This window comes from Actinomycetospora sp. CA-084318 (genome assembly GCF_050955885.1).
GTDB lineage: Bacteria > Actinomycetota > Actinomycetes > Mycobacteriales > Pseudonocardiaceae > Actinomycetospora.
Genome location: NZ_CP192098.1, coordinates 6,006,178 through 6,029,084, shown reverse-complemented (window position 1 = coordinate 6,029,084; position 22,907 = coordinate 6,006,178). Strand labels below are relative to the sequence as shown.

The window sequence follows — 22,907 nt, the reverse complement described above, 5'->3', positions numbered from 1 at the left end:
TCGCACTCCCTCGTCGAGGAGGACGCCGGCACGGCCCGGGTCCCGCCGTCGCCCCCACGGCGGGACCCGGGCCGTTCGCGTGTCCGGCCCCCTCCCTCGTGGTAGCGAAGCGTCGTTGCTGTCATCCAGCGGGAGGATCGCCACATCGTCAGACTCGCGGTCGTGATCACCAGCTTGGAGCTCCGCGAGCGGCACGCCGAGGTCTGGGACGCGGCGGTCGGGCACCGGTTCGTCGACGAGCTCGGCGCCGGGGCGGTCGACGACGCCGTGCTCGCGCGGTACCTGGCCCAGGACGCCCTGTTCCTCGACGCCTTCGTCGCGCTGCTCGGCGCCGCGGTGGCCGCGGCCGACCGGCCCGGACCCCGCATGGTCGTCGCGCGCCAGCTCGGGCTCGTGGCCGGCGACGAGGACGACTACTTCGCCCGCGCGCTCGCCCGGCTCGGCGTCGAGGCGCCGGCCGAGCCGCTGGCCCCGACGGCAGGTTTCCTCGCGCTGATGGACGACGCCCGTCGGTCGGCCGACTACGCGACGACGATGACGGTGCTGCTCGTCGCGGAGTGGCTCTACCTCGACTGGGCGCAGCGGCTCGGCGACGAACCCGCCGACTGGCTGTACGCCGAGTGGATCGCGCTGCACCGGGGGCCGGCGTTCGCGGCGTGGGTGGACTTCCTGCGCGCGGAGGTCGACCGCGTCGGCGCCGACGAGCAGGCGTTCGCCCGCGCCGTCGCGCTGGAGCTGGCGTTCTTCGACGCGGCGTACGGCTGAGGGGCGTCCGGCCCTTCCGGCGAGGCTCACGCCGGGTGGGTTCCGGGGGAGCCGGGGACTAGGCCGCGGACGGGCTCCGCTTCGCCAGCCGCCGACGCTGCGCGTCGAGGTGCGGGCGTGCCCGGCGTTGGCCGCCCCGGGCGTCGATCGCGACCGCGAGGGCATCGAGCACCCGGATCAGCCGGTCGACGTCCGGTGACCACCCACGGCGTTCGCACTCCTCGAGCCAGTCGACCACCCCGCGGTGCCCGCGCTCGCCGTTGCACCGCCGGCAGGCCGCCACCTCGTTCTCCAGCCACGACGGGCCGCCCTTGACCTTCGGGATGACGTGGTCGGTGGTGGCGGGCACGCGGGCGTCGAGGGGGCGGGCGCACCAGACGCAGCTCGCGCCGTCGCGCGCGTGCGCGGCGGTGAGGCGCTGGGAACGACCGGGTTGCATCGATCTCCAGGATGCCCTCGCGTCGTGAAGATCGCCCGTTCTGTGGTGGGGACAGCGCCGGGTCGGTCCCGCGGAACGACCGCGAGCCCGACGATGGCGCGCTGCACGCAACCAGCGGGAGCAGACCGCCATCGACACCGCGGGCACCTCGCTGCCACGGGACGCCCGAATCGCCCGTTGCAAGCGCTTGCGGTCCCCCGGTGGTCGGCCCGTACGCTGGGGCAGCGTGACGACCGATGCACTCTGGTGGCGCGACGCCGTCATCTACCAGGTCTACATCCGCAGCTTCGCCGACGCCGACGGCGACGGGATCGGGGATCTCGCCGGCCTCCGCGACCGGCTGCCGTACCTGCGCGACCTCGGGGTCGACGCCCTGTGGATCAACCCCTGGTACGCCTCGCCGCAGGTCGACGCGGGCTACGACGTGGCCGACTACCGGGCCATCGAGCCCGCGTACGGGACGGTCGCCGACGCGGAGAAGCTGATCGCCGAGGCGCACGAGTACGGGCTGCGGATCATCCCGGACATCGTCCCGAACCACCTCTCCGACCACCACGCGTGGTTCGTCGAGGCCCTCGCGGACGGTCCCGGCTCGCCCGCCCGCGCCCGTTTCGTCTTTCGCGACGGTCGGGGTCCGGACGGGGCGGAGCCGCCGAACAACTGGCTGTCCCACTTCGGCGGGCCGGCGTGGACGCGGGTCGAGGACGGGCAGTGGTACCTGCACCTGTTCGCGCCCGGCCAGCCGGACGTGAACTGGGAGAACCCCGACGTGGCGGCCGAGTTCGAGTCGGTGCTGCGGTTCTGGTTCGACCGCGGCGTGGACGGCTTCCGCATCGACGTCGCGCACGGCCTGGTCAAGGACCCGGCCCTGCCCGACCTCGCGGACTCGAGCGACTTCATCGGGCTCAGCACCGGCCCGGGGGAGCACCCCTACGTCGACCGCGACGACGTGCTCGCGATCTACGAGACGTGGCGGCGCATCGCCGACTCCTACGAGGGCGCCCGGATGTTCGTCGCCGAGGCCTGGACGCCGAGCCCGGAGCGCCTCGCCCGCTACGTCGGCGCGGGGCGGCTGCACACCGCGTTCAACTTCGACTACCTCGTGGCGCCCTGGGACCCGGCGGCGCTGCGCGACACGATCGACACGACGACGGGGTTCCTGGCCTCGGTCGGCGCCCCGGCGACCTGGGTGCTGGAGAACCACGACGTGGTTCGCGCCCCGAGCCGCTACGGCCGCCCGACCGTCGAGCGGCACGGCAACGCCACGTTCGACGAGTCCGACCCGGTCGACGTCGAGCTCGGGGTGCGGCGCGCCCGCGCGGCGTTCCTGCTGTACTCCGCGCTGCCCGGGGGCATGTACGTCTACCAGGGGCAGGAGCTCGGACTGCCGCAGGTCGACGACATCCCCGAGGCCGCGCTGCAGGACCCGACCTGGGAGCGCTCCCGCCACACCGACCGCGGGCGCGACGGCTGCCGGGTGCCCATCCCCTGGACGCCGACCGGCTCGAGCTTCGGATTCGGTCCGGACGGCGGGTCGTCACCCTGGCTGCCGCAGCCGGCCTGGTTCGCCGACTACGCGGCGACGGCCGAGGAGGGCGTCGAGGGCTCGTTCCTGGAGCTCGTCCGCACGGCCCTCGCGACCCGTCGTCGGCACCCGGCGCTGGGTGAGGGCGACCTGGACTGGGTGTCGGCCCCCGGCGACGCGGTGCTGGTGTTCCGGCGCTCGCCCGCGTTCCTCGCCGTCGTGAACCTCTCGACGGAGCCCGTCGACCTGCCCGACCACGACGGCGTGCTGCTCGCGAGCGGCCTGCTCGACGGTCGGCGCCTCCCGCCGGACACGGCGGTCTGGCTGGCCGCCCACTAGGCCGTCCGGCCGCAGCCCGATCCCGAGCGAGCGGCACTCTCGCAGCATCTATGTGCGCGAGAGTGCCGCTCGCTCAGTCCGGGGGGCCTGGCGGAGCCACCACCGGCAGGTCCGACCGCGTGTCGGCCACCAGGGCGCGCGCGGCCGAGTCGGTGGGGGCCTTCTCGGCGAGGGCCTCCAGCGCGGCGTCGGTGCCGACGTCGTGCCCGGCGGCCTCGGAGAGCAGCCAGCGGACCTCGAGCAGGTCGCACCAGGCCTGCACCGCGGTCCCGACGTGCCCGACCGCCGCGTGCGCCCGCCGCATGCCCGGGGTGAGCACGTCGTGCAGCCAGCTCGGTGCGGCCTCGTCCTCCGAGAGGGCCCGGCCCTGGGTGCGCGAGAGCCACCCGCGGTGCGCCTGCAGGTCGCCCAGCAGCACCCGGGCCTGCCCCTCCCCGACGTCGAGCCCGGTCAGCTCCCGCAGGCGCTGCGCGTGGAAGCGGCGGTCGCCGACGCCGACGCGCAGCCGCACCGCGTCGCCCTCGGGCACGAGGGCCACCTCGTCGACGACGAACCCCAGGTCCTCCAGGCCGCGGACGGTCGACTCGACGCGGTAGCGGTCGGAGAACGCGAACCGCGGTTCGGCGTGCAGGGCGTCCCACAGCGCCTGGTAGCGCTCCGGCACGCCGAGCGCCTCCTCGATCAGCCTCGGCTCGATCTCCGGCGGGCGGCCGAGGGACGCGGCCACGTCGATGAGTCCGGAGGCCACGTTCTCGACGAGGATGTCGAGGTCCATCTGCCGCTGCCCGTCGGACAGCGACGGGTGGATCTCCGCGGTCTCGGCGTCGACGAGGTGCGCCTGCAGCGCCTGGCCGTCGCGGGAGAACAGGGTGTTGGCCAGCGAGCAGTCGCCCCAGAACACGCCGTGGCGGTGCAGCTCGACCAGCAGCCCGGCCATCGCGTCGAGCAGCCGGGCGCGGTGCACCGCCCGGTCCGGGGGCAGCCGGGCGAACAGCCGCCGGTACTGCCACGAGCCGGTGAGGAACCGGGTCACCAGGACCGCGGAGTCCTCGGCGACGGAGCGGACGACGAGCCCGGCGGCGCGGACCGTGGGCAGCCCCATCGCCTCCATGCGCCGCAGGGCCTCGTACTCCTTGCCGGCCAGGCGGACGGGGAGCTCCTTGAGCGCCCAGAGCACGCCGTCGGCGACGACGAAGCGCACGAGGTGGCGGCTCGGCCCGACGGCGAGCGTGCGCAGCGGCACCGTCGCCGAATCCCACGCCTCCAGCGGCACGTCCCAGGGCAGCGCGAGCAGCTGCGGCGAGGACGTCCGCAGCCGCAGCTCCGGGGCGCTCACGGCGGCGGTCCGGTGGTCGAGCGCAGCACCAGGTGGGTGGACAGGACCTGGGAGGACACCGTGGTCTCGCCCTCGAGCAGCGCCCGCACCATCCGTCCCGCCGCCACGCCCTGCTCGTACACCGGCTGCGCGACGGTGGTCAGGTCGAGCACCTCGGCGGTGGGGTGGTCGTCGATCCCGACCACCGACACGTCGCCCCCGACCCGCAGCCCGGCCCGCCGCAGCGTGCGGATCGCCCCGGCGGCGATCTCGTCGGCGGTGGCGAACACCGCGGTCGGCGGGTGCCGCAGGCCCAGCAGCCGCCCCATTCCGTCCGCCCCGCCCGGACCGCCGAACGGCACGCGGACGACGAGGTCGTCGTCGAGGGGCAGGCCCGCGTCAGCGAGGGCGTCCCGGTAGGCCGCGGAGCGCAGGTCCGGCCCGCGGTCGTCCGGGTCCTCCGAGGCGAGCAGCGCGATCCGGCGATGGCCGAGGTGGACGAGGTGGTCCACGGCCTGCCGGCCGGCCCGGTGGTCGTCGACGGTGACCGACGGGAACGGCTCGCGCGGACCCCCGGCGGAGACGATGTGCACCCCGAGGAGCTCGAGGCGCGCCCGCTCGGCCTCGTCGACCTCGAAGCCGACGACGACGGCCGCGTCCACGCGCCGTCGGGCGGGGAGGTGCTCGAAGAAGGCGCGTCGCCCGGCGACGTCGCCGACCAGGAAGAGCAGCACGTCCACCGTGGTGCCGCCCTCCTCGCGCAGGCCGGCCTCCAGCCCCTCGAGCAGCCGGCCGAAGAACCAGCGGGAGAGGTGCGGCACCACCACCGCGACCCGGGTGCGCGAGATTCCCCCGGCCAGCCGCGACGCCTCCGGGGAGACGACGTAGTCCAGCCCGGCCGCGGCCGTCAGCACCCGCTCGCGGGTGGCCGCGGCGACCTGCGGATGGTTGTTGAGCGCCCGGGAGGCGGTGGACGCGGAGACCCCGGCCAGACGCGCGACGTCGTCCAGGCTGGCCCCTGAGCCCGCCCCCCGGCGCTCGTCCTCCACCACCCGTCGCCCGGCCGGGGCGGAGGGTTCGTGAACCACGTCACTCAGCCTAGGACATGCCGCAAGCGCTCCCGGGTGCGTTCGGCCGCCTGGCGCACAGCGTGGCGCCGCCTGTCCGTTCGGTGACGCTTCAAGCTCCGTGCCCACCCTCTCGGGTTGACATCTGAGACCTGGGTCACCACAGTCACACCGCAAGCGCTTCCAGGACACGCGACGACAGGCCGGAGGACCCACGCCCATGCCCTTCCCACCCCGGCGGCGGAGACCGGCGGCCCTCGCTCTGGGCGTCACGGTGCTCTCCCTGCTGGCCCTGCTCGCGGGGTGCGCGAGCGGGCCGGCCGGACCGCCCACGTTGACCTGGTACATCAACCCCGACGACGGCGGGCAGGCGGAGATCGCGAAGCGGTGCACCGACGCCGCGGGCGGCCAGTACCGGATCGTGACCTCGACCCTGCCGCGCGACTCGGGCGACCAGCGTCAGGAGCTCGTGCGCCGGCTCGCGGCCAACGACGCGTCGATCGACATCATGAGCCTCGACCCGCCCTACATCCCCGAGTTCGCCGAGGCGGGCTTCCTCGCCCCGCTGCCGCCCGGGGTGGCCGCGCGGGTGAGCGAGGGCGTGGTGCCGTCGGCGATCGAGGGTGCGTCGTGGCAGGGCCAGCTCGTGACGGTCCCGTTCTGGGCGAACACGCAGCTGCTCTGGTACCGCAAGTCGCTCGTCGCGGACATGGGTCTCGACCTCTCCCGGCCGGTCACCTGGGACCAGATCATCGACGCCGCCGTCGCCCGGGGGACCAAGGTCGCCGCCCAGGGCAAGCGCGCCGAGTCGCTGATGGTGTGGACGAACGCGCTGATCCGCTCCGGCGGCGGCCAGATCATCACCAACCCGGGCGAGGCGAACCCGAAGCTCGTCCAGCTCGGGCTGCTGGACCCGCCGGCGCTCGACGCGGCGCGGATCATGCGCAAGCTGGCGACCTCACCGGCCGCGCCCCCGGCCTTCTCCACCGCGGACGAGGACGCGAACTCCGAGTCGCTGCAGAACGGCGAGGCCGCGTTCATGGTCAACTGGCCGTTCGTGTGGTCGAAGGTGACCGGCGCGGCCGAGGAGGGCACGGTCGGAGCGAACGTGCCGGCCGACTACGGGTGGGCGCTCTTCCCGCAGACCCGGGCCGACCTGCCGTCGGCACCGCCCTACGGCGGCATCAACCTCGGCGTCGGGCACTCCAGCCGGTACCCGGACCTCGCGTACGCGGCCACCGAGTGCATCACCAGCGCGCAGAACACGGCCTACTACTTCGAGTCCAACGGCAACCCGTCGGCCCGCGTCGCGAGCTACTCGGATCCGGCCGTGCTCGCGAAGTACCCGATGGCTCCGGTGATCCTCCAGTCGCTGACCCTGGCCAAGCCGCGCCCGCAGACCGCCTACTACGCCGAGGTCTCCGGCGGGCTGCAGCGCACCTTCCACCCGCCGGAGGCGATCGTCCCCGGCCCGACCAACCAGGCGGCCCAGGACCTCATCCTCGGCGTCCTCCGGAAGGAGCGGCTGCTGTGACGACGACCGTCGAGAAGGAGACGGCGGCCTCGGCGTCGCCGAGGCACGCGGCCAGCGACAAGTCCCGGTCCGAGGCCCGCCTCGGCTGGTTCCTCGCGGGTCCCGCGTTCGCGGTGATGCTGCTGGTGACCGCCTATCCGATCCTGCAGGCGTTCTACGAGTCGCTGTTCGACTACCGGCTCACCGACCCGGCGAACCGGTCGTTCACCGGGCTCACCAACTACGGGGTCATCCTCACCGACTCCGTGTGGTGGGACGCCTTCGGCGTCACCGTGCTCATCACGGTGGTCACCGTCGCCGTCGAGCTGGTGCTCGGGTTCGCCCTCGCGCTGGTGATGGTGCAGGCGCTCAAGGCGCTGCGGCCGATCCTGCGCGCGGCCATCCTCATCCCGTACGCCGTGATCACGGTGGTCTCGGCGTTCGCGTGGCAGTTCGCGTTCGCGCCGGACTCGGGCTTCGTGAACTCGTGGTTCTCCTTCGCCGGGCTCGCCCCGGACACCGACTGGTTCGGCAGCCCCGGCTCGGCGATCTTCGTGATCTGCCTGGCCGAGATCTGGAAGACCACGCCGTTCATCTCGCTGCTGCTGCTCGCCGGCCTCGCCCAGGTGCCGGAGGTGCTGCAGGAGGCCGCGAAGGTCGACGGCGCCACCTGGTGGCAGCGGATGCGCAAGGTGACGATCCCGAACATGAAGGCGGCGATCATGGTCGCCCTGCTCTTCCGGACCCTCGACGCCTTCCGCGTCTTCGACTCGGTCTACGTCATGACGGCGGGGGCGAACGGCACCGAGGTGCTCTCGTTCCTCGCCTACCGCCAGACGATCGCGCGCCTCGAGATCGGGCTCGGGTCGGCGGTCTCGGTGCTGCTGTTCGTCTCCGTCGTCCTGATCTGCGGCCTGTTCATCAAGGGCTTCAAGGTCGACCTGTCCCAGGCTCGGGGGGAGTGAGCGATGTCGACCCGTGAGAAGGTCGGATGGGGGATCGGCGGGCTGCTGATCATCATCTACTGCCTGTTCCCGATCGCGTGGATCGTGTCCCTGTCGTTCAAGTCGTCCTCGGACATCTCGAACGGCGAGTTCCTGCCGACGACCGCGACCTCGGAGAACTACGCGACGATCCTCACCGGGGACGCCGCGGAGCTGTTCCTGCCGGCGCTGCGCAACTCGTTCGGCATCTGCCTGATCGCGACCGCGCTCGCCTGCCTGCTCGCGATGTTCGCCGCCTACGCGATCGCGCGGCTCGACTTCCCGGGCAAGAAGATCATCCTGTCCACCGCGCTCGCGGTGGCGATCTTCCCGGTGATCTCGATCGTGACGCCGCTGTTCAACCTGTGGCGCGAGATCGGGCTCTACGACACCTGGCCCGGGCTGATCCTGCCCTACCTCTCGCTGACCCTGCCGATCTCGATCTGGACGCTCTCGGCGTTCTTCCGCGAGATCCCGTGGGAGATGGAGCAGGCGGCGCAGGTCGACGGCGCGACGCCGTGGCAGGCGTTCCGCAAGGTGATCGTGCCGCTGGCCGCCCCCGGGGTGTTCACCACGGCGATCATCGCGTTCTTCCTGGCCTGGAACGACTTCGTCTACGGCATCTCGCTGACCTCGACCAGTGCGTCGCGGCCGGTGCCGGCGGCGCTCGGTCTGTTCACCGGCGCCTCGCAGTTCGAGTCGCCGACCGGGCCGATCGCGGCGGCCGCGGTGATCGTGACGATCCCCGTCGTCGTCCTCGTCCTGATCTTCCAACGGCGCATCGTCGCCGGACTGACCAACGGCGCCGTGAAGGGATAGGACCATGGCCGCGATCGAGATGAGCCACATCGTCAAGCGCTACGGCGACGGCTTCCCCGCCGTGAACGACGTCTCGCTGGACATCGCCGACGGGGAGTTCATGATCCTCGTCGGACCGTCCGGGTGCGGGAAGTCGACGCTGCTGCGGATGATCGTCGGACTGGAGGACATCACCTCCGGCGACATGGTCATCGGTGGCACCCGGGTGAACGACAAGGCGCCGCGCGAGCGGAACCTGTCGATGGTGTTCCAGAACTACGCGCTCTACCCGCACCTGACGGTGTACGAGAACATCGCGTTCCCGCTGCGCCTGGCGAAGGTCCCCGACGCCGAGGTGAAGGCGAAGGTCGAGCAGTCCGCGAACATCCTCGAGCTGCACGAGCACCTGCAGCGCAAGCCCGCGAACCTCTCCGGCGGCCAGCGCCAGCGGGTCGCGATGGGCCGGGCGATCGTGCGTGACGCGGACGCCTTCCTGTTCGACGAGCCGCTGTCCAACCTGGACGCCAAGCTCCGCGGACAGATGCGCGCCGAGATCGCGCGGCTGCAGCGGCGGCTCGGGATCACCACGGTCTACGTCACGCACGACCAGACCGAGGCGATGACCCTCGGCGACCGGGTGTGCGTGCTCAAGAAGGGCGTGATCCAGCAGGTCGCGTCGCCGCGGGAGCTGTACGAACAGCCCGCCAACCTGTTCGTCGCGGGCTTCATCGGCTCGCCCCCGATGAACTTCCTGCCGGCGTCGGCGTCGGGCGGGAAGCTGGACACGCCCTTCGGCACGATCCAGCTCGACGACGCCCGGGCGCAGAAGGTGGGCGACCGCGAGCTCGTGCTCGTCGGGGTGCGGCCGGAGATGTTCGAGGACGCGTCCCTGGTCGACGAGGCGCTGCTCGACAAGGGGGCGCGCTTCACCGCGCAGGTCGACGTCACCGAGTGGCTCGGCGACTCGCAGTACGCCTACCTGCCCTACGAGTCCTCGGCGGAGGCGGCGGCGAAGCTCAAGGAGCTCGCCCAGGAGCTCGACGGCGACCAGCTGCGCACGCAGGCCATCGTCTCGATCGACTCCACCTCGCGGATCCGGGAGGGCCAGGAGGCGGAGTTCTGGTTCGACACGCGGAAGATCCACGTGTTCGACCCGCAGAGCGGTGACAACCTGACCCGCGACGCCGAGGCCGGGGCCGAGCTCACCCGGCAGGCGGGCGAGGATCGCAAGGCCCAGGTGGAGCGGGCGCGGGCGACGGCGTCCGCGTCGGCCTGACGCCCGGGGCGGGGCCCCGATCCGGGCGGTGAGCGAGCACCTGCGGTGGTCGGCCGGGCTGTGCAGCCGCCGAGGGTGCTCGCTCGACCCGGGCGATCAGAGCGCGAGCAGCGGGAGGACGCCCGCGACGACCGCCGCCGCGCCGACGACGACGCCGGTGGCCGCCAGGGCCCGTCGTGGGCGCTGGCGGCCGAGACCCAGCGCGGCGGTCGCCGTGCCGAGCAGGGCGACGGCGAGCACGCCGTAGATCGTCACGTGCGAGCCGCCCGGGGCGGGGACGGCAGCCGCCACGACCGTGGCGACCAGGGCCACCACCGACACCGCGCACCCCAGCACGGCCGGCTGCGGGCCGGTGCCGGGCCCGTCGGCGAGGGCACCGCGGCCGGGCCGGACGACGAGGTCGGTGACGGCCTCCTCCGGCGCGTCCGCCTCTCGTGCTGCGGGGGCCGGCGGGGTGCGGACGGCGACCAGGTCGGTGACGGCGTCCTCCGTCGGCGGCATGACCCCGTCACCGGCCCCGGCCGTCGTCGGGACGGCGAGAGCCGGTGCCGTCGCGGGGCGGGAGGCCGCCGCGCGGGCCGCGTCCACGCGTTCGAGCGACCGGGCCGGCAGCCCGGCCGGGCCGCGGGCGTCGTCGGCCGGCTCGGGTCGCGCGCGGCGGTGCCGTGGGGCCCCGACCAGCGACGACGCGGCGAGGACCGGTGCGGCGCCGTCGGCGTCGGGACTGCGGTGCCGGCCCCTCGTCGGCACCTCGTCCGCGCCCGTGGCGCCCCCGGGTCGCGCCACCTGGACCGACACCCGCCCGGGGCCGCGACGGTTCGACGGGCGCGACATGGGTGGCGGGTTCCCTCCGACGGCGGACGCGGCGTGAGGAAGATCGACGCGGGCCGCGGCGGCGTTACCCGGCCGTGACGCGGAGCCGGTGCCAGGCCATCGCGAGCTGCGTGGCGATGGGCCGGACCACGCGGACGTCGTTCCAGTAGAACGGGTGCACCAGCGGCGTCCACCCGAGCCACCACGGCCCCACGGCGACGGACCGGTCCTCGGCGACGGCCCGGGCGTAGGCGTCGTTCAGCGGGCGGATCGGCGCGGCGATGACGTCGTCGGGGTCCCACACGTTGACCCACTCGCCGCCGACGTGCGGGTGCAACCGCTCGAGCTCGGGGTGGGGCACCGCGATGGGGGTGCCGAAGTCGGGGTGGCGCTGGGCGAACAGCGCGAGCGGCGACCCGAGGGTGTAGAGCCAGCCGAGGGTCTCGCCGCGCTCCGCGGGGGTGTCGCCGAGCTCGGCGGCCACCTCCGGGGCGACGCCGGCCGACCCGTCGGGGTGCAGGCCCGCCGCCACCTGCAGGTCGTAGAAGAAGTTGCCCGCCACGACGGAGCCCAGCGAGTGGGCGAGCACGCACACCGGGGCGTCCGGGCCCGCCTCGGTCGCCAGGTCGTGCAGGGAGCGGGCGAGCACCTGGTGCACGCGGTCGTAGAGGGTGCGGTCGACCGCGCCGGCCTGGTAGCTGATGGCGTCGCCGAGGTAGTGCACCACCAGCCACCGCAGCGTCGGGAAGTGGAACTCCGGGCTGCCCGGGAGGTTCCGGACGAGGCCCGAGGCGACCAGCCCGAGCAGCGCGGCGACGGAGCCGCGGTCGGTGGCCCCGCCCAGCGCGTCGAGCAGGTCGAACACGCCCTCGGCGCGCTGGCCGCCCATCCGGCGCAGGAGCTTGTCCTGGCGGCGCTCGTAGACCGGCGCCCAGAACGCCGTGCGCAGGACGAGGGCCTCGTCGGCGTCCACCCCCGCGATCCGGGTGAACTCCTCGCGCAGCAGGTTCATCGAGGTGTCCGCGAACCGGTCGTCGGCGATCTCCACGCCGTGCACCCACATCACGGCCAACCGCGTCACGCGTTCTCCTTCGCCAGCTCCGAGTAGGGGGTGCGCAGGCCGTCCCGGACGAGGCGGACCAGGGCCTTCCGCTGCCGCACGAACAGCACGACGGCCAGGACCACGTAGACGGCCGAGAGGATGAGCAGCTCGGTCTCCTGCAGGGCGGCGGGGAGGAACGCCGCGAGCAGGAACTGGGCGACGAACAGGCCGAGCAGGGCCAGCGCGCCCTTCACCGTGATCGAGAGCGTCACGAGCAGGGCCACGGCGAACAGGGACTGCGCGGCGGTGAGCAGCAACTCCTCGCGCTGGTCGACGTCGATGGGCAGGCCGTTGAGCGACCCCGCGGCGAGGGCGAAGACCAGCGGCAGCGTGCCCACCAGCAGCGACCACTGGTTGACCTTCGACGAGACGAGGGTGGCGAGTGCGTCGGTGGTCTTGAGCCGCCACGCGTAGAGGCCCGCGACGAGCAGCTCGGGCGCCTCCGAGGCCAGCGGGGCCAGCCACTGGACGAGGAAGAACTGGCTGATCCCGAGCTCGGTGCCGGTCTCGACGAGGGCGTCGGCGAAGTGCTCGGCGCAGGCGATGATGATGGCCGCGGCGAGCACGAACAGGCCGATGTACCAGGCGCGGCGGGGCGTGGTGCCCTTCTCGCCGATCCAGGCCGAGGGGCCGATGAGGTCGGGGTCCTCGGCCGGGGCGCGGGCCACGCGGATGCTGTAGGCGACGAAGATGCCGACCAGCACCACGAGGTCGACCAGGGTGATGCTGACGCGCAGCGGCAGGGTCAGCGAGTACACGGTGGCCAGCAGCAGGAACATCAGCGGCACGGAGTCGGTGCGCTGCAGCGTCACGCGGGTGGCGTGGCCCTCCCGGTGCGCCGTGCCGCCGTCACCGATCTCGCCCGAGCGCCCGGCCGAGGTGCGCAGGCGGATCGCGGCGAGCAGGACCACGAGCGCCCACCCGACGCCGACCAGGATCCGGTTGGCACCGGTCATGTTGGCCAGCGCCAGGCCGCACGGGGACTGGTCGGCCGAGCCGGGCGGCAGACAGGTCGGCCCGTACTGGGCGTAGGCGTTGCCGCCCTGGATGGTGAAGACGAAGTCCACGGCGTACTCGGGCAGCACCGCCACGAGCGCGAGCAGGGCGATCGCGAGGCCGGCGGAGATGTCGACCTGGGCCGCCTCCGCCGCCCAGGAGAGCAGGAAGGCGGCGCCGACGATCGCGAGCCCGTAGAGCAGGGCGTCGACGGGCGGGGAGATCGAGAGCCCGCCGAGGCTCATCGCGACGCCGGGGACCGCGACGGCGACGGCGCCCGCCACGAGGAGGGGCGAGCTGGGGGCTGCCATGTCCGATTCCCTACCCGAGTCCGGGGTGCTCCACCCCCGGAATCGCCGGATCACCCCCGGTGGCCGGCCGCGGATCGCCGTGCGGCACCGTGATCGTGGCCGTCCCCGACCGTTCAGAGCACCCCGATGACCCTGCTGTCCGATCCGTCACGTTCCGCCCGGTCCGTCACCCGGGTGGCACACGCGGGTGCGCATCATCGTCGGGTGGCCGCACGCGGGCAGGTCGAGCCGGTCGGGCGCCGCGCGCGCCGTGCCGCGCCGACCCGTCGGCGGGGCCTGCTGCGGCCGTCGCGGACGCCGGGCTACGCGCGGTCCCGGCGGGCGCTGCTCGGCACCACCCTGGCGCTCGTCCTCGCCCTCGGCGGCCCGCTGCTCGTCGGGCTGCTCGACCCGCCGGTGGAGACCGAGCAGACGGCGCCCGCGCCGACCCCGGTGGCGGCGCCCTCCCGCGCGCCGGACCCCGTGCCCGCCCCGCCCGCCGTCCCGGAGCCCTCGCCGGTGCAGGCCGCGGTGGAGGCGGCGGACGCGACCGTCACCCGCCGCGGCGCCGACGTCGGGATCGCCGTGCTCGACCGCACCACCGGGGCGCTCGCGCTGAACGACGAGGCCGACGACGCCATGAACTCGGCGTCGCTGTCCAAGCTGCTCACCGCCGTCGACCTCCTCGACCGCGGTGCCGCGGGCCGGGTGCCGGTGACGGCCACCGACCGGCGCCTCGTGCGCGCCGCGCTCGGCCCCAGCGACGACCCGGCGATGAACGCCCTCTGGACCCGCTTCGGCGGGCAGTCCGGCATCACCCGGGTGATCGACCGCCTCGGTCTGCAGGACACCGAGGTGCCCGCCGACCCGTCGCAGTGGGGCGAGGTGCAGCTCTCCGCCCGCGACATGACCACCGTGTTCCGCCACGTCCTCGAGGCGATGGCGCCCGCCGACCGCGACCTCGTGCTCGGCGCGATGTCCGGCGCCCCGGCGACCGCCTCCGACGGGTTCGACCAGGCGTTCGGCCTGCTCGCCCCGGAGCAGCGGGGGGTCGCGGCGAAGCAGGGCTGGCTGTGCTGCCTGCAGAGCTCGGTCGACCTGCACAGCGCCGGCGTGCTCGACCCGGAGGGCCGCTTCGTGGTCGCCGTGCTCTCCAACCAGCCGTTCGGCTACGACGCGGCGCGGGCGGTGCTCGACGACGCGGTGGGCGCCCTGCGGGAGGTCCTGGTCTGAGGGGCACCTGCCGGTGCCAGCAATGCGTCACTGCTTGCACCCAGTGACAGGAAAGGCGGCACCGTGGACCGGCACCGGATCCTCGTCGGGAACTAGGGTCCACCGCCGTGGAGAGCCTCACGCGGGTGGACGACTGGCCGGTGGAGCACGTGGCGGCCGCGGTGGTGACGGAGCAGGACACCGCCACCCACGGCCCGACCGACCGCCGGTTCCGCCTGGCGTCGGTGACGAAGCCGCTCGTGGCGGTCGCCGTGCTGCTGGCGGTCGAGGAGGAGGCCATCTCCCTGGACGACCCGGCGGGACCCGAGGGCTCCACGGTCCGCCACCTGCTCGCCCACACCTCGGGCCTGGCGTTCAACGAGCAGAAGGCGATGGCCGAGCCCGGGACGCGGCGGCTCTACTCCTCGGCGGGGTTCGAGGTGCTGGCCGACCACGTCGCGGCGTCCACCGGGATCGACTTCCCCGACTACCTGCACGAGGCGGTGTGCGAGCCGCTCGGCATGGGGTCGACGACGCTCGAGGGCTCGGCCGGGCACGGCGCCACGTCCACCGTCGACGACCTCGTCCCGCTCGCCCGCGAGCTGCTCACCCCGTCCCTGCTCGCACCCGAGACCCTCGCCGAGGCGACGTCGGTGCAGTTCCCGGGGCTCACCGGGGTGCTCCCCGGCCTCGGCTACCAGAAGCCGAACGACTGGGGCCTGGGTTTCGAGCTGCGCGACCACAAGTCGCCGCACTGGACCGGCGCCGACAGCTCGCCGGCGACGTTCGGGCACTTCGGCCAGTCCGGGACGTTCCTGTGGGTCGACCCGGACGCGGCCGCCGCCTGCGTGGTGCTCACCGACCGCGACTTCGGCGACTGGTCGAAGGAGGCCTGGCCGCCCCTCACCGACGCCGTCCTCGCGGAGCTGCGTTCCTGACGACGGATCGTGCCCGGTTCGACGATGCCGCCGTTCCTGGCACTGGGTGCAAGCAGTGACGCATTGCTTGCACCGGGAGGTGCACCCGTCAGCGCGGGACGACCAGCAGCAGCGACGTCTCGTCGGCCTGCTCGACGCGCAGCCCGGCGTCGGCGAGGACGGCCAGCACCCCGCCGGTGTCCTTCGGGCGACGGCGGGTGGAGGCGAGCAGGCGGGCGGCGCGGCCCTTGAACGACTTGTTCGCGTGGCTGACCGTGCTGCGCGACCCGTCGTCGGCCTCGGAGACCACGTCCAGCGTCGTCGCGCCGGGGGCGGGCGCGAGGGCCATGTAGCCACCCGAGCGCAGGTCGACGACGTGCTCGTCGAGATCGGCGAGGACGGGGCCGAGCACCGGGCGCCAGACCGTGCGCAGCCCGCCGCGCCCGGGCAGCGCCGAGTCGGCGGAGAGCCGGTAGGCGGGGATCGGGTCGGTGCCCATGATCAGCCCGAACAGCGCCGAGCACACCGCGATCCGGCGGCGGGCACCCGTCGTCAGGGACCCCGCGTCGAGTGCGTCGTAGAGCACGCCGGTGTAGCGCCGCAGCGCCGGCGCGGTGCGGGAGGTCTGCAGCGCGGCGTTGCGCTCGATCTCGTCGTCCTGGCGTTCGCTGACCCCGAGCGCCGCGCGGGCGGCGGGGACGTCGTCGGCCAGCGCGACCACGTCGTCGACCAGGGCGGCGCGGGTGGCGGTCAGCGCCGGGAAGGACAGCGCGTCGAGGTCGAGCGGCGCACCGCGTCCCCCGGCCGCCTTCGTCTCGGAGGGTGGGAGGACGACGAGCACCCGGGCATGATTCCCCTCGACGACGAGGAGGAGACCGATGGGTCACGTGGTGCGGGTCTCCTCGGAGGACGGCGAGCCCGTCGTCGTGCCCGGCGGCGCGGTGGAGGAGCGCTTCGCGGCGGAGCTCGCCTGGGCCGACGGGCACGTCCGGCGGAGCGGCCCGCCGAGCGCGCGGGAGCGGCCCTGGGCCTCGGTGCTGCGCCTCCCCACGGCCGACGGCCCGGTCTGGCTGAAGGTCACCACACCGCGGACGCGCCCCGAGGTCGGGCTCTACCGCCTGCTCGTCGACACGAACGCGGACGCGGTCCTCGTCCCGCTCGCTCACGACGAGCCGCGGGGCCTGCTCCTGCTCCCCGACGGCGGACCGACGCTCGCCGAGGCCCCGCGCCCGCAGCTCGGCCCGGCCCTCGCCGAGGCGCTGGCCCGCTACGGCCGCCTGCAGCGGGCGATGGCGCCGCGGCGGGCGGAGATGGTCGCGCTCGGCGTCCCGGACGCCGCGCCGGACGCCCTCGACGCGCGCTGCGCGGAGGCGGTCGCGGCGACCGGTCTCCCCGACGGCGAGGCCTGCCGGGCCGCCGTCGCCGGCTGGGCGGCCCGGTTGGCCGACGCTCCGGGCGCCAACCTCGTCACGGTCGACCACCAGGACCTGCACCCGGGCAACGTGCTCACCTCGGGGCGGTTCTACGACTGGGGCGACGCGGTCGTCGCGCACCCGTTCGCCAGCATGCTCGTCGGGCTCGGCGGGCTGGCCCGCACCCTCGGGGTGGAGCCCGACGAGCCGGTGGTCCGCGCGGCCCGGGACGCCTACCTCGACGTCTTCGCCGACCTCGCCCCGCACGCCGAGCTCGTCGCGACCTGCGAGCTGGCCTGCCGGGCCGCGGTCGCCGCCCGCACGCTGACCTGGCACCGCGCCGTGGGCGACGCCGGACCCGACCACCCGCTCGCCGGTGCGGCCCGCGAGACGCTGGCCCGGTGGGCCGACCCGTCGCCCTTCGCGGCGGCCTGAGAGCGGTTCCGTACCCTCCTCCGGGTGGATTCCCCCGCCCGCTGGCAGCCCTCGCGCGCCGGGATCCTGAACGTCTACCAGTACCAGGACGAGGTGCTGGAGTTCGGCGGCGGACGCCTGCTGCTGCGCGGCGTGAACGGCTCCGGCAAGTCGACGGCGATGAACATGCTGCTGCCGTTCCTGCTCGAGGCCGACGTCCGCAAGATCGACGCGGCCGGCGAGCAGCGTGGGGTGCTGCGCTCCTGGATGCTCTCCGACAACGACGACACCCAGCGCACCGGCTACCTGTGGATCGAGTTCGTGCGCGACGGCGAGTACCGCACCGTCGGCTGCGGCATCCGGGCCAACCGGTCGACCGACCGGGTCACCACCTGGTGGTTCTCCACCGACCGCCGCGCTCGCCTCGACTTCCGGCTCACCGAGGCCGACGTCCCGTTCTCGGTCGACGCGCTGCGCGCCGAGCTGGGCGTCCGCGGGCAGGTGTTCACCTCCACCGCCGAGTACCGCGCGGAGATCGCCCGCCGCTTCTTCGGCGGCACCGACCCGACGGCGTACTTCCGGCTGCTCCACCAGGTCCGCAACCCGAGGGTCGGCGACCGCATCGACACCGACCTGCCGCGCACGCTGCGCGAGGCACTGCCGCCGGTGCCCGAGGACGCGGTGAACGACGCCGCGCAGCCGCTGGAGGACCTGGAGGACCACCGCCGCAACGTCACCGACCTCTCCACCACGGCGGCGGCGCTCGACGAGGTCGTCGAGGTCTACACCGACTACGCGCGCCGGGTGCTGATGACCGCGGTCGAGGGCGCGGCGTCGGCCGTCGACGCCGCGCGGACCGCCGAGCGCCGGGTCGAGCGCGACCGGGCCGGCGCGCAGCGGGCGTCGACCGCGCGCGACGACGCCGTCCGGGTCGTCGGCGAGCTGGCCGACGAGCACGCCCGCGCGACCTCGGAGCGGCAGGGCCTGGTGAGCCTGCCCGAGTACTCCGCCCACGCCGACCTGCTCCGCCGCCGTGACGAACTGGTCCGCGCCGACGAGGCCGCCGGCACCCTGGACGCCGTGCGCGGCCGGGCGCTCGCGCGCGTGACCACCGCCGCCGGCAGCGTGACGGCCGCCCGGGGCCAGGTCGAGTCCGATCTCGCGGGCGTCGCCGAGCACCTCCGCGGGGCGGCCACGGCGACGCGGTCCGCGTCCGCGCCGGTCCGGCTCCCCGACCCGCCCACGCTCGTCGTCGAACCCCGTGCCGACGCCGCGAGCGGCACCACCGTGGACGTCCCGGAGGACGACACCGACCCCGTCGACGACCTCCCGCCCGCCCTGCTCGCCGCCGCCGACGGCCTGCGCGCGCACCGCACCACCGTGCGCGAGCTGCGGGAACGCGCCGCTGCGGCCGACCGGGAGACCGCGGCCGCGGAGCGCGCCGGGGCGGAGGCGGCCGAGGCCGGCGAGCGGGCGGCGGAGGCGGCCGAGCAGGCCGACGTCGCCCGGCGGGCCGCCCGCGTCGCGGCCGACGAGCACGTCGCGGCCGTCGCGGCGTGGCGCGAGCGGTTCTACGCCCACCTCGCGGCCGTGCCTGCGGCCGAGCCGGACGGACCCGCGGGCTGGCTGCCGGTCCCGGGCGGGGAGCACGAGTCCGGGCTCGTCTCCGAGCCGGTGGACGACCTGCGCGCCCACGCGGAGACGCTCGTCGGCGCCGCCCGGCGGGAGGCCGACGACGCGTCGGGCGCGCTCGCCGCGGCCCGGGCCCGGGCCACGGGCCGCGTCGGCGAGGTGGACGACGAGCTGACCGCGCTGCGGACCGAGCACGCCCGCGTCGAGGCGGCGGGCGAGCTGCCGCTGCCCCGTCAGCCCTGGCGCACCGACAGCGGCGTCGACGACGCGGTGCTGTTCGCCTCGCTCGTCGACTTCGCCGACGACCTGGACGACGCCGCCCGCGCGGGGCTCGAGGCCGCGCTCGAGGCGTCCGGCCTGCTCGCCGCCCGGGTCGAGCCGGACGGCCGGGTGCGCGGCGGCGACGGCGAACTCCTCCTGACGCCGGGAGCGGCCGCCGGGGCGGGGCCCCGGCTCGTGCCGGTCGACACCGGCGCGGTGCCGGTCGAGGTCGTCGCCGGCGTGCTGGGGGCCATCGGGACGACACCGGGCGAGGGCCTGTGGGTCACCGAGGACGGCTCGTTCGGTACGGGCCCGCTGCGCGGCCGGCACACGAAGCCCGCCGCCGAGTACGTCGGGGCCGGGGCGCGGGAGCAGGCCCGGGCGCGGCGGCTGGCCGAGCTCGCGGCGCTGGTCGAGGACGCGGAGACCCGGCTGGCCGCCGTCCGCGCGGTGTCGGCGGCGCTGGACGAGCACGCCGAGGGGCTCCGCCGGCTCGTCCGCGAGCTGCCCGGCACGCGCACCGTCGACGACGCGGTGGTCGCCGCGACCGGCGCCACCCGTTACGCGCAGGAGGCGCAGGGCCGCTCCGCCGAGCGGGCCGCTGCCGCCGCCGAGGCCCGCCGCCGCGCCGACGACGCCGTCGCCGGCCTGCAGCAGCAGGCCGCGGACGCCGGCCTGTCGACCGACGCCGACCGGCTCGAGGGCCTGCTCGAGTCGGTCGCCGACGCGGAGCGGGCGCTGACCGCCGTCGACGCGGCCGCCGAGCGCGCCCGGCGCAGCGCCCGGTCCTGGCGCGAGGCGATCGCCGGCTGGGAGCGCGAGGTGGCCGACCTCGGCGCGGCCGTCGCCGACCACCGCGTCGCCGCCGGGCACGCCGCGTCGCTGCGGACCGAGCTGGACACCGCCGAGTCGGCCCTCGGGGAGGAGCCGGCGAAGATCGCCGCCCGGGTCGGCGAGCTCGACACGCACCTGCGCGAGACCGCCGCCCGCCTCGACGCGGCGCGCGAGGAGCAGACCACCGCCACGGTGGCCCTGCGGGAGGCGGAGCTGCGCGTCGAGTCGGCCCGCGAGACGCTCGCCGAGCGGGAGAAGGCGGCCGTCGGCGGGCGGGCGCGCCTGGTGGATGCGCTCGAGGTTCCGGGCCTGCTCGCCGCGGCGGAGCGCTCCGACGCTCCTGGCGCTGACGCCGACCCCGCCCCGGAGCGAGCGAACGGCACTCTCGCGCACATAGATGCTGCGAACGTGCCGCTCGCTCAGAACGGGGGCGCGGCGGACGGGGCAGCCGACTGGTCCGAGGAGCCGATCCCGGTCACCCCGGACACCGTCGAGGGGGCCGCGGAGCTGGTCGACGCCCTGCGGGCCCGCCTGACCGCGCCGCGTCGTCAGGTCACCGAGGACGCCTTGGAGAAGGCGCTGCGCGAGACCCGCGACCACCTGGCGTCGGGGTGGGACATCGAGTCCCGGCGCGGGGCGGACGGGACACCGCTCGCGGTGCACGTCACCGGGCCGACCCGCGCGGTGCTCGCGCAGATGGTGCACCGCGTCGCGGTCCAGCGGCGGCGCGCGACCAGCCTGCTCTCGGCGCAGCAGGACCAGGCGCTGCGCAACCTGCTGCACGGCCGCATCGCCCGCGAGGTGGCCGACGCGCTGTTCGCGGCGGGCGAGCTGGTCGACCGGATGAACCGCATCCTGCGCGGGGTGACGTCGAGCCAGGGCATCGGCGTCCGCCTGCAGTGGCGCCCGCGCGGCGACCTCGCCCCCGAGACCGCGACGGCGCTCGAACTGCTCGGCAAGCACCCCGACCTGCGCGACGCCGACGAGGACGACCAGGTCCGCGAGGCCGTCAAGAGCCTCGTCGAGCAGGCCCGGACGGCGGACCCGGAGGCGTCGTACCGGTCGGTGATCGCCGAGGTCCTGGACTACCGGACCTGGCACGAGATGCGCATCTACCTGCGCCGCCCGGGCCGCAACGACGAGCTGCTCACGCGCCGGACGACGCTGTCGGAGGGCGAGAAGAAGCTGGTCACGGTGCTGCCGATGGCCAGCGCGGCGGCCGCGAGCGCCGCGGCGCACGATCCGCACGGGGTCGGCGCCCCGCGCCTGGTGCTGCTCGACGACGCGTTCGCGAAGGTCTCCGAGGACAACCACGCGAAGCTCTTCGGCCTGCTCGTCGACCTCGACGTGGACTTCGTCGTCACCTCCGAGCGGCTGTGGGGGACGCACCCGAGCGTCCCCGAGCTCGCGATCACCGAGGTGCTGCGCGACCCCGAGCTGAAGGCGATCGCGCTGGTGCACTACCGCTGGAACGGGTCCGAGCTGTCGGTGGGAGACGCAGCGGAGCGGAGCTCGACCGTGGGCAGGGGCGTATGACGACGACGATCCGGCCGGTCGTCTTCTCCTACGTCACCGAGTCGCCGGAGTACCGCTGGATCCTCGGGGTCTTCGCCGGGACGTTCTTCGCCGAGCTCACGCCGGGCGAGGTCACGGCACGGCTGGCGGAGGCCGGGCACGACCTGGACGAGGCCACCGTCAAGATCCGGCTCGACCAGCTGCGGGTGTGGGGGAACCTGGAGGTCTCGGCGTCGGTCGGGCAGGTGGGCACCGTCGAGGACTACTACCGGCGCCGCGACCGCTACCTGATCACGCGGGTCGGGCAGGAGGTCCACGACCTCGTCGAGGGGGTCCTGGCGCAGGTCGACGACGTGCGCGACGTGTCGCTGGGCCGGCTCGACCAGCTGCGGGCCGCCCTGGAGGAGCTGGCGCGGCTCGACGCGGCCACCGCGCCGCCCGGCCGGCTCGCCGCGGCGGTGCGCGCGGTGTTCGACCCGCACGTCGCGTTCTCGGCCGAGATCACGCAGTTCTTCGCCGCGATCAACCAGTGGCAGTCCCGGTTCGACCTCGACGAGGACGAGTTCGCGTTCTTCTCCGAGGTCCTCGTCGGCTACGTCGGGGAGCGGCTGGAGACCCTGCACCGCGCGGCCCGGCCGATCGCGGGCCTGCTCACCGAGCTCGCCCCCGTCGTCGCGACGATCGTCGACCGGGCCGCGGACGGTCTCGCCGCGCGGGTCGCGGCGGCCGGCCTGTCCACGGTGCGGGTCCGGCGCGCGCCGGGGGCGGCGGTGGCGGACTGGGAGAACCTGGCGTCGTGGTTCGTCTCGACGACGGGCCGCCCGAGCCGGGTGCAGACGCTGGAGCGGGACGCGGTCGACGCCGTCCGGACGCTCACCCAGAACCTGACCCGGCTGTCGCGCACCGGCACCGCGGGGTCGTCGCGGCGCGTGGACTTCCTGCGGCTGGCCGGGTTCTTCGCGCACGCCCCCGCGCCGCGGGCGCACGAGCTCGCGGCGGCGGCGTTCGGGCTCTACGGCGCGCGGCACCTCGGGGTGGCCGGCGGTGACGACACCGACCCCGTCGACGGCTCCGTCTCCTGGTGGGACGCGCCGGTGGCGACCGTCCCGGTGTCGCTGCGCGAGCGCGGCGACACGACGAGCCGCGGCCGGACGTCGCGCGTGCAGGACCGCACCCAGGAGCGGCGGCACCTGCTCGCGCGCAAGGCGGAGGTCGAGAAGCGGGCCGCGGCGGCCCGGGCGGAGCTGCTCGAGGTCGGCGCCGCGGGGTTCACGGACCGGCTGTCCGAGCCCGCGCTGCGCGAGCTGCAGCGGGTGCTCACCCGCGCCGTCGCGGACCTGGGCCCGGCCGCGTCGTCGGGAAGCATCGTCCTCGACGGCGTGCGCTGCGAGGTCCGCCGCGAACCCGGCACGACGACGAGCGTGCCCACCCACGCGGGCGCGCTGCGGGTGGAGGGGCTGGCGCTGACGGTGGAGCCGGCGCCGTGAGG

The 22,907-nt window shown here is 74.9% G+C and carries 18 protein-coding genes; 11 read left to right on the top strand and 7 right to left on the bottom strand.

The features are described from left to right. Positions 1-162 precede the first annotated feature (162 nt). A complete protein-coding gene (locus ACQPYX_RS29465) occupies positions 163-765 on the top strand; it encodes a TenA family protein (RefSeq protein WP_433800798.1) in 603 nt (200 codons plus the stop codon). Between the two features lie 58 nt (positions 766-823). On the opposite strand, the gene ACQPYX_RS29460 is transcribed toward ACQPYX_RS29465, so the two are convergent. Then, positions 824-1,204: an HNH endonuclease gene (locus ACQPYX_RS29460; protein ID WP_433800797.1), complete on the bottom strand. Its 381-nt coding sequence runs from the start codon at positions 1,202-1,204 to the stop codon at positions 824-826. 226 nt (positions 1,205-1,430) lie between these two features. On the opposite strand from ACQPYX_RS29460, the gene ACQPYX_RS29455 reads away from it, so the two are divergent. Continuing rightward, positions 1,431-3,068 carry a glycoside hydrolase family 13 protein gene (locus tag ACQPYX_RS29455; protein WP_433800796.1) on the top strand — a complete coding sequence of 546 codons (1,638 nt, stop codon included), beginning with the start codon at positions 1,431-1,433 and terminating at the stop codon, positions 3,066-3,068. A 73-nt stretch (positions 3,069-3,141) separates the two neighbouring features. Here the strand turns inward: ACQPYX_RS29455 and ACQPYX_RS29450 are convergent, their stop codons facing one another. Further along, positions 3,142-4,404: a DUF4032 domain-containing protein gene (locus ACQPYX_RS29450; RefSeq protein WP_433800795.1), complete on the bottom strand. Its 1,263-nt coding sequence runs from the start codon at positions 4,402-4,404 to the stop codon at positions 3,142-3,144. Further along, a complete protein-coding gene (locus ACQPYX_RS29445; protein WP_433800794.1) occupies positions 4,401-5,471 on the bottom strand; it encodes a LacI family DNA-binding transcriptional regulator in 1,071 nt (356 codons plus the stop codon). Before ACQPYX_RS29445 ends, ACQPYX_RS29450 begins: the two co-directional genes overlap by 4 nt. Before the next feature lie 199 nt (positions 5,472-5,670). On the opposite strand from ACQPYX_RS29445, the gene ACQPYX_RS29440 reads away from it, so the two are divergent. The 4 genes from ACQPYX_RS29440 to ACQPYX_RS29425 are packed head-to-tail and all read left to right on the top strand — an operon-like array spanning position 5,671 to position 10,020. Continuing rightward, positions 5,671-6,984 (top strand): extracellular solute-binding protein, encoded by a 1,314-nt coding sequence (locus ACQPYX_RS29440; RefSeq protein WP_433800793.1) that lies wholly within the window; start codon positions 5,671-5,673, stop codon positions 6,982-6,984. Further along, positions 6,981-7,928 carry a carbohydrate ABC transporter permease gene (locus tag ACQPYX_RS29435; protein WP_433800792.1) on the top strand — a complete coding sequence of 316 codons (948 nt, stop codon included), beginning with the start codon at positions 6,981-6,983 and terminating at the stop codon, positions 7,926-7,928. The genes ACQPYX_RS29440 and ACQPYX_RS29435 overlap by 4 nt, the downstream gene beginning before the upstream one ends. 3 nt (positions 7,929-7,931) lie before the next feature. Then, positions 7,932-8,765, top strand: a complete 834-nt coding sequence (locus ACQPYX_RS29430) for a carbohydrate ABC transporter permease (protein WP_433800791.1) — start codon at positions 7,932-7,934, stop codon at positions 8,763-8,765. A 4-nt stretch (positions 8,766-8,769) separates the two neighbouring features. Beyond that, a complete protein-coding gene (locus tag ACQPYX_RS29425; RefSeq protein ID WP_433800790.1) occupies positions 8,770-10,020 on the top strand; it encodes an ABC transporter ATP-binding protein in 1,251 nt (416 codons plus the stop codon). A gap of 96 nt (positions 10,021-10,116) precedes the next feature. On the opposite strand, the gene ACQPYX_RS29420 is transcribed toward ACQPYX_RS29425, so the two are convergent. The 3 genes from ACQPYX_RS29420 to ACQPYX_RS29410 form a co-directional block, all read right to left on the bottom strand. Then, positions 10,117-10,806, bottom strand: coding sequence for a hypothetical protein (locus ACQPYX_RS29420; RefSeq protein ID WP_433800789.1), 690 nt, complete (start codon positions 10,804-10,806; stop codon positions 10,117-10,119). A 112-nt stretch (positions 10,807-10,918) separates the two neighbouring features. Further along, a complete protein-coding gene (locus ACQPYX_RS29415) occupies positions 10,919-11,914 on the bottom strand; it encodes a hypothetical protein (protein ID WP_433800788.1) in 996 nt (331 codons plus the stop codon). After that, positions 11,911-13,242, bottom strand: coding sequence for a sodium/calcium exchanger protein (locus ACQPYX_RS29410; protein WP_433800787.1), 1,332 nt, complete (start codon positions 13,240-13,242; stop codon positions 11,911-11,913). The genes ACQPYX_RS29415 and ACQPYX_RS29410 overlap by 4 nt, the downstream gene beginning before the upstream one ends. Before the next feature lie 204 nt (positions 13,243-13,446). Between ACQPYX_RS29410 and ACQPYX_RS29405 the strand changes: the two genes are divergently transcribed. Together ACQPYX_RS29405 and ACQPYX_RS29400 are read left to right on the top strand one after the other, a co-directional pair. Then, positions 13,447-14,454: a serine hydrolase gene (locus ACQPYX_RS29405; RefSeq protein ID WP_433800786.1), complete on the top strand. Its 1,008-nt coding sequence runs from the start codon at positions 13,447-13,449 to the stop codon at positions 14,452-14,454. A gap of 107 nt (positions 14,455-14,561) precedes the next feature. After that, a complete protein-coding gene (locus ACQPYX_RS29400; RefSeq protein ID WP_433800785.1) occupies positions 14,562-15,371 on the top strand; it encodes a serine hydrolase domain-containing protein in 810 nt (269 codons plus the stop codon). 88 nt (positions 15,372-15,459) lie between these two features. Here the strand turns inward: ACQPYX_RS29400 and ACQPYX_RS29395 are convergent, their stop codons facing one another. Next, positions 15,460-16,191 carry a YaaA family protein gene (locus ACQPYX_RS29395; protein WP_433800784.1) on the bottom strand — a complete coding sequence of 244 codons (732 nt, stop codon included), beginning with the start codon at positions 16,189-16,191 and terminating at the stop codon, positions 15,460-15,462. A gap of 37 nt (positions 16,192-16,228) precedes the next feature. Here ACQPYX_RS29395 and ACQPYX_RS29390 point away from each other — a divergent pair, with 37 nt between their 5' ends. Genes ACQPYX_RS29390 through ACQPYX_RS29380 form a run of 3 tightly spaced genes read left to right on the top strand, consistent with a single transcriptional unit; the run spans position 16,229 to position 22,905 of the window. Next, the gene (locus ACQPYX_RS29390) at positions 16,229-17,197 is read left to right on the top strand and encodes an aminoglycoside phosphotransferase family protein (protein WP_433800783.1); all 969 of its coding nucleotides are present in this window, start codon (positions 16,229-16,231) and stop codon (positions 17,195-17,197) included. A gap of 24 nt (positions 17,198-17,221) precedes the next feature. Then, complete coding sequence (locus ACQPYX_RS29385; protein WP_433800782.1) at positions 17,222-21,439, top strand: SbcC/MukB-like Walker B domain-containing protein; 4,218 nt, start codon at positions 17,222-17,224, stop codon at positions 21,437-21,439. Next, entirely contained in the window at positions 21,436-22,905 is a 1,470-nt protein-coding gene (locus tag ACQPYX_RS29380) for a TIGR02677 family protein (protein WP_433800781.1), read from the top strand. Before ACQPYX_RS29385 ends, ACQPYX_RS29380 begins: the two co-directional genes overlap by 4 nt. Positions 22,906-22,907 lie beyond the last annotated feature (2 nt).

Bases quoted from the DNA above. Each gene is read 5' to 3' on its own strand.
- ACQPYX_RS29430 (WP_433800791.1), top strand. From the start codon at position 7,932: ATGTCGACCCGTGAGAAGGTCGGATGGGGGATCGGCGGGCTGCTGATC.
- ACQPYX_RS29380 (WP_433800781.1), top strand. From the start codon at position 21,436: ATGACGACGACGATCCGGCCGGTCGTCTTCTCCTACGTCACCGAGTCG.
- ACQPYX_RS29390 (WP_433800783.1), top strand. From the start codon at position 16,229: ATGGGTCACGTGGTGCGGGTCTCCTCGGAGGACGGCGAGCCCGTCGTC.
- ACQPYX_RS29425 (WP_433800790.1), top strand. From the start codon at position 8,770: ATGGCCGCGATCGAGATGAGCCACATCGTCAAGCGCTACGGCGACGGC.
- ACQPYX_RS29410 (WP_433800787.1), bottom strand. From the start codon at position 13,242: ATGGCAGCCCCCAGCTCGCCCCTCCTCGTGGCGGGCGCCGTCGCCGTC.
- ACQPYX_RS29460 (WP_433800797.1), bottom strand. From the start codon at position 1,204: ATGCAACCCGGTCGTTCCCAGCGCCTCACCGCCGCGCACGCGCGCGAC.
- ACQPYX_RS29440 (WP_433800793.1), top strand. From the start codon at position 5,671: ATGCCCTTCCCACCCCGGCGGCGGAGACCGGCGGCCCTCGCTCTGGGC.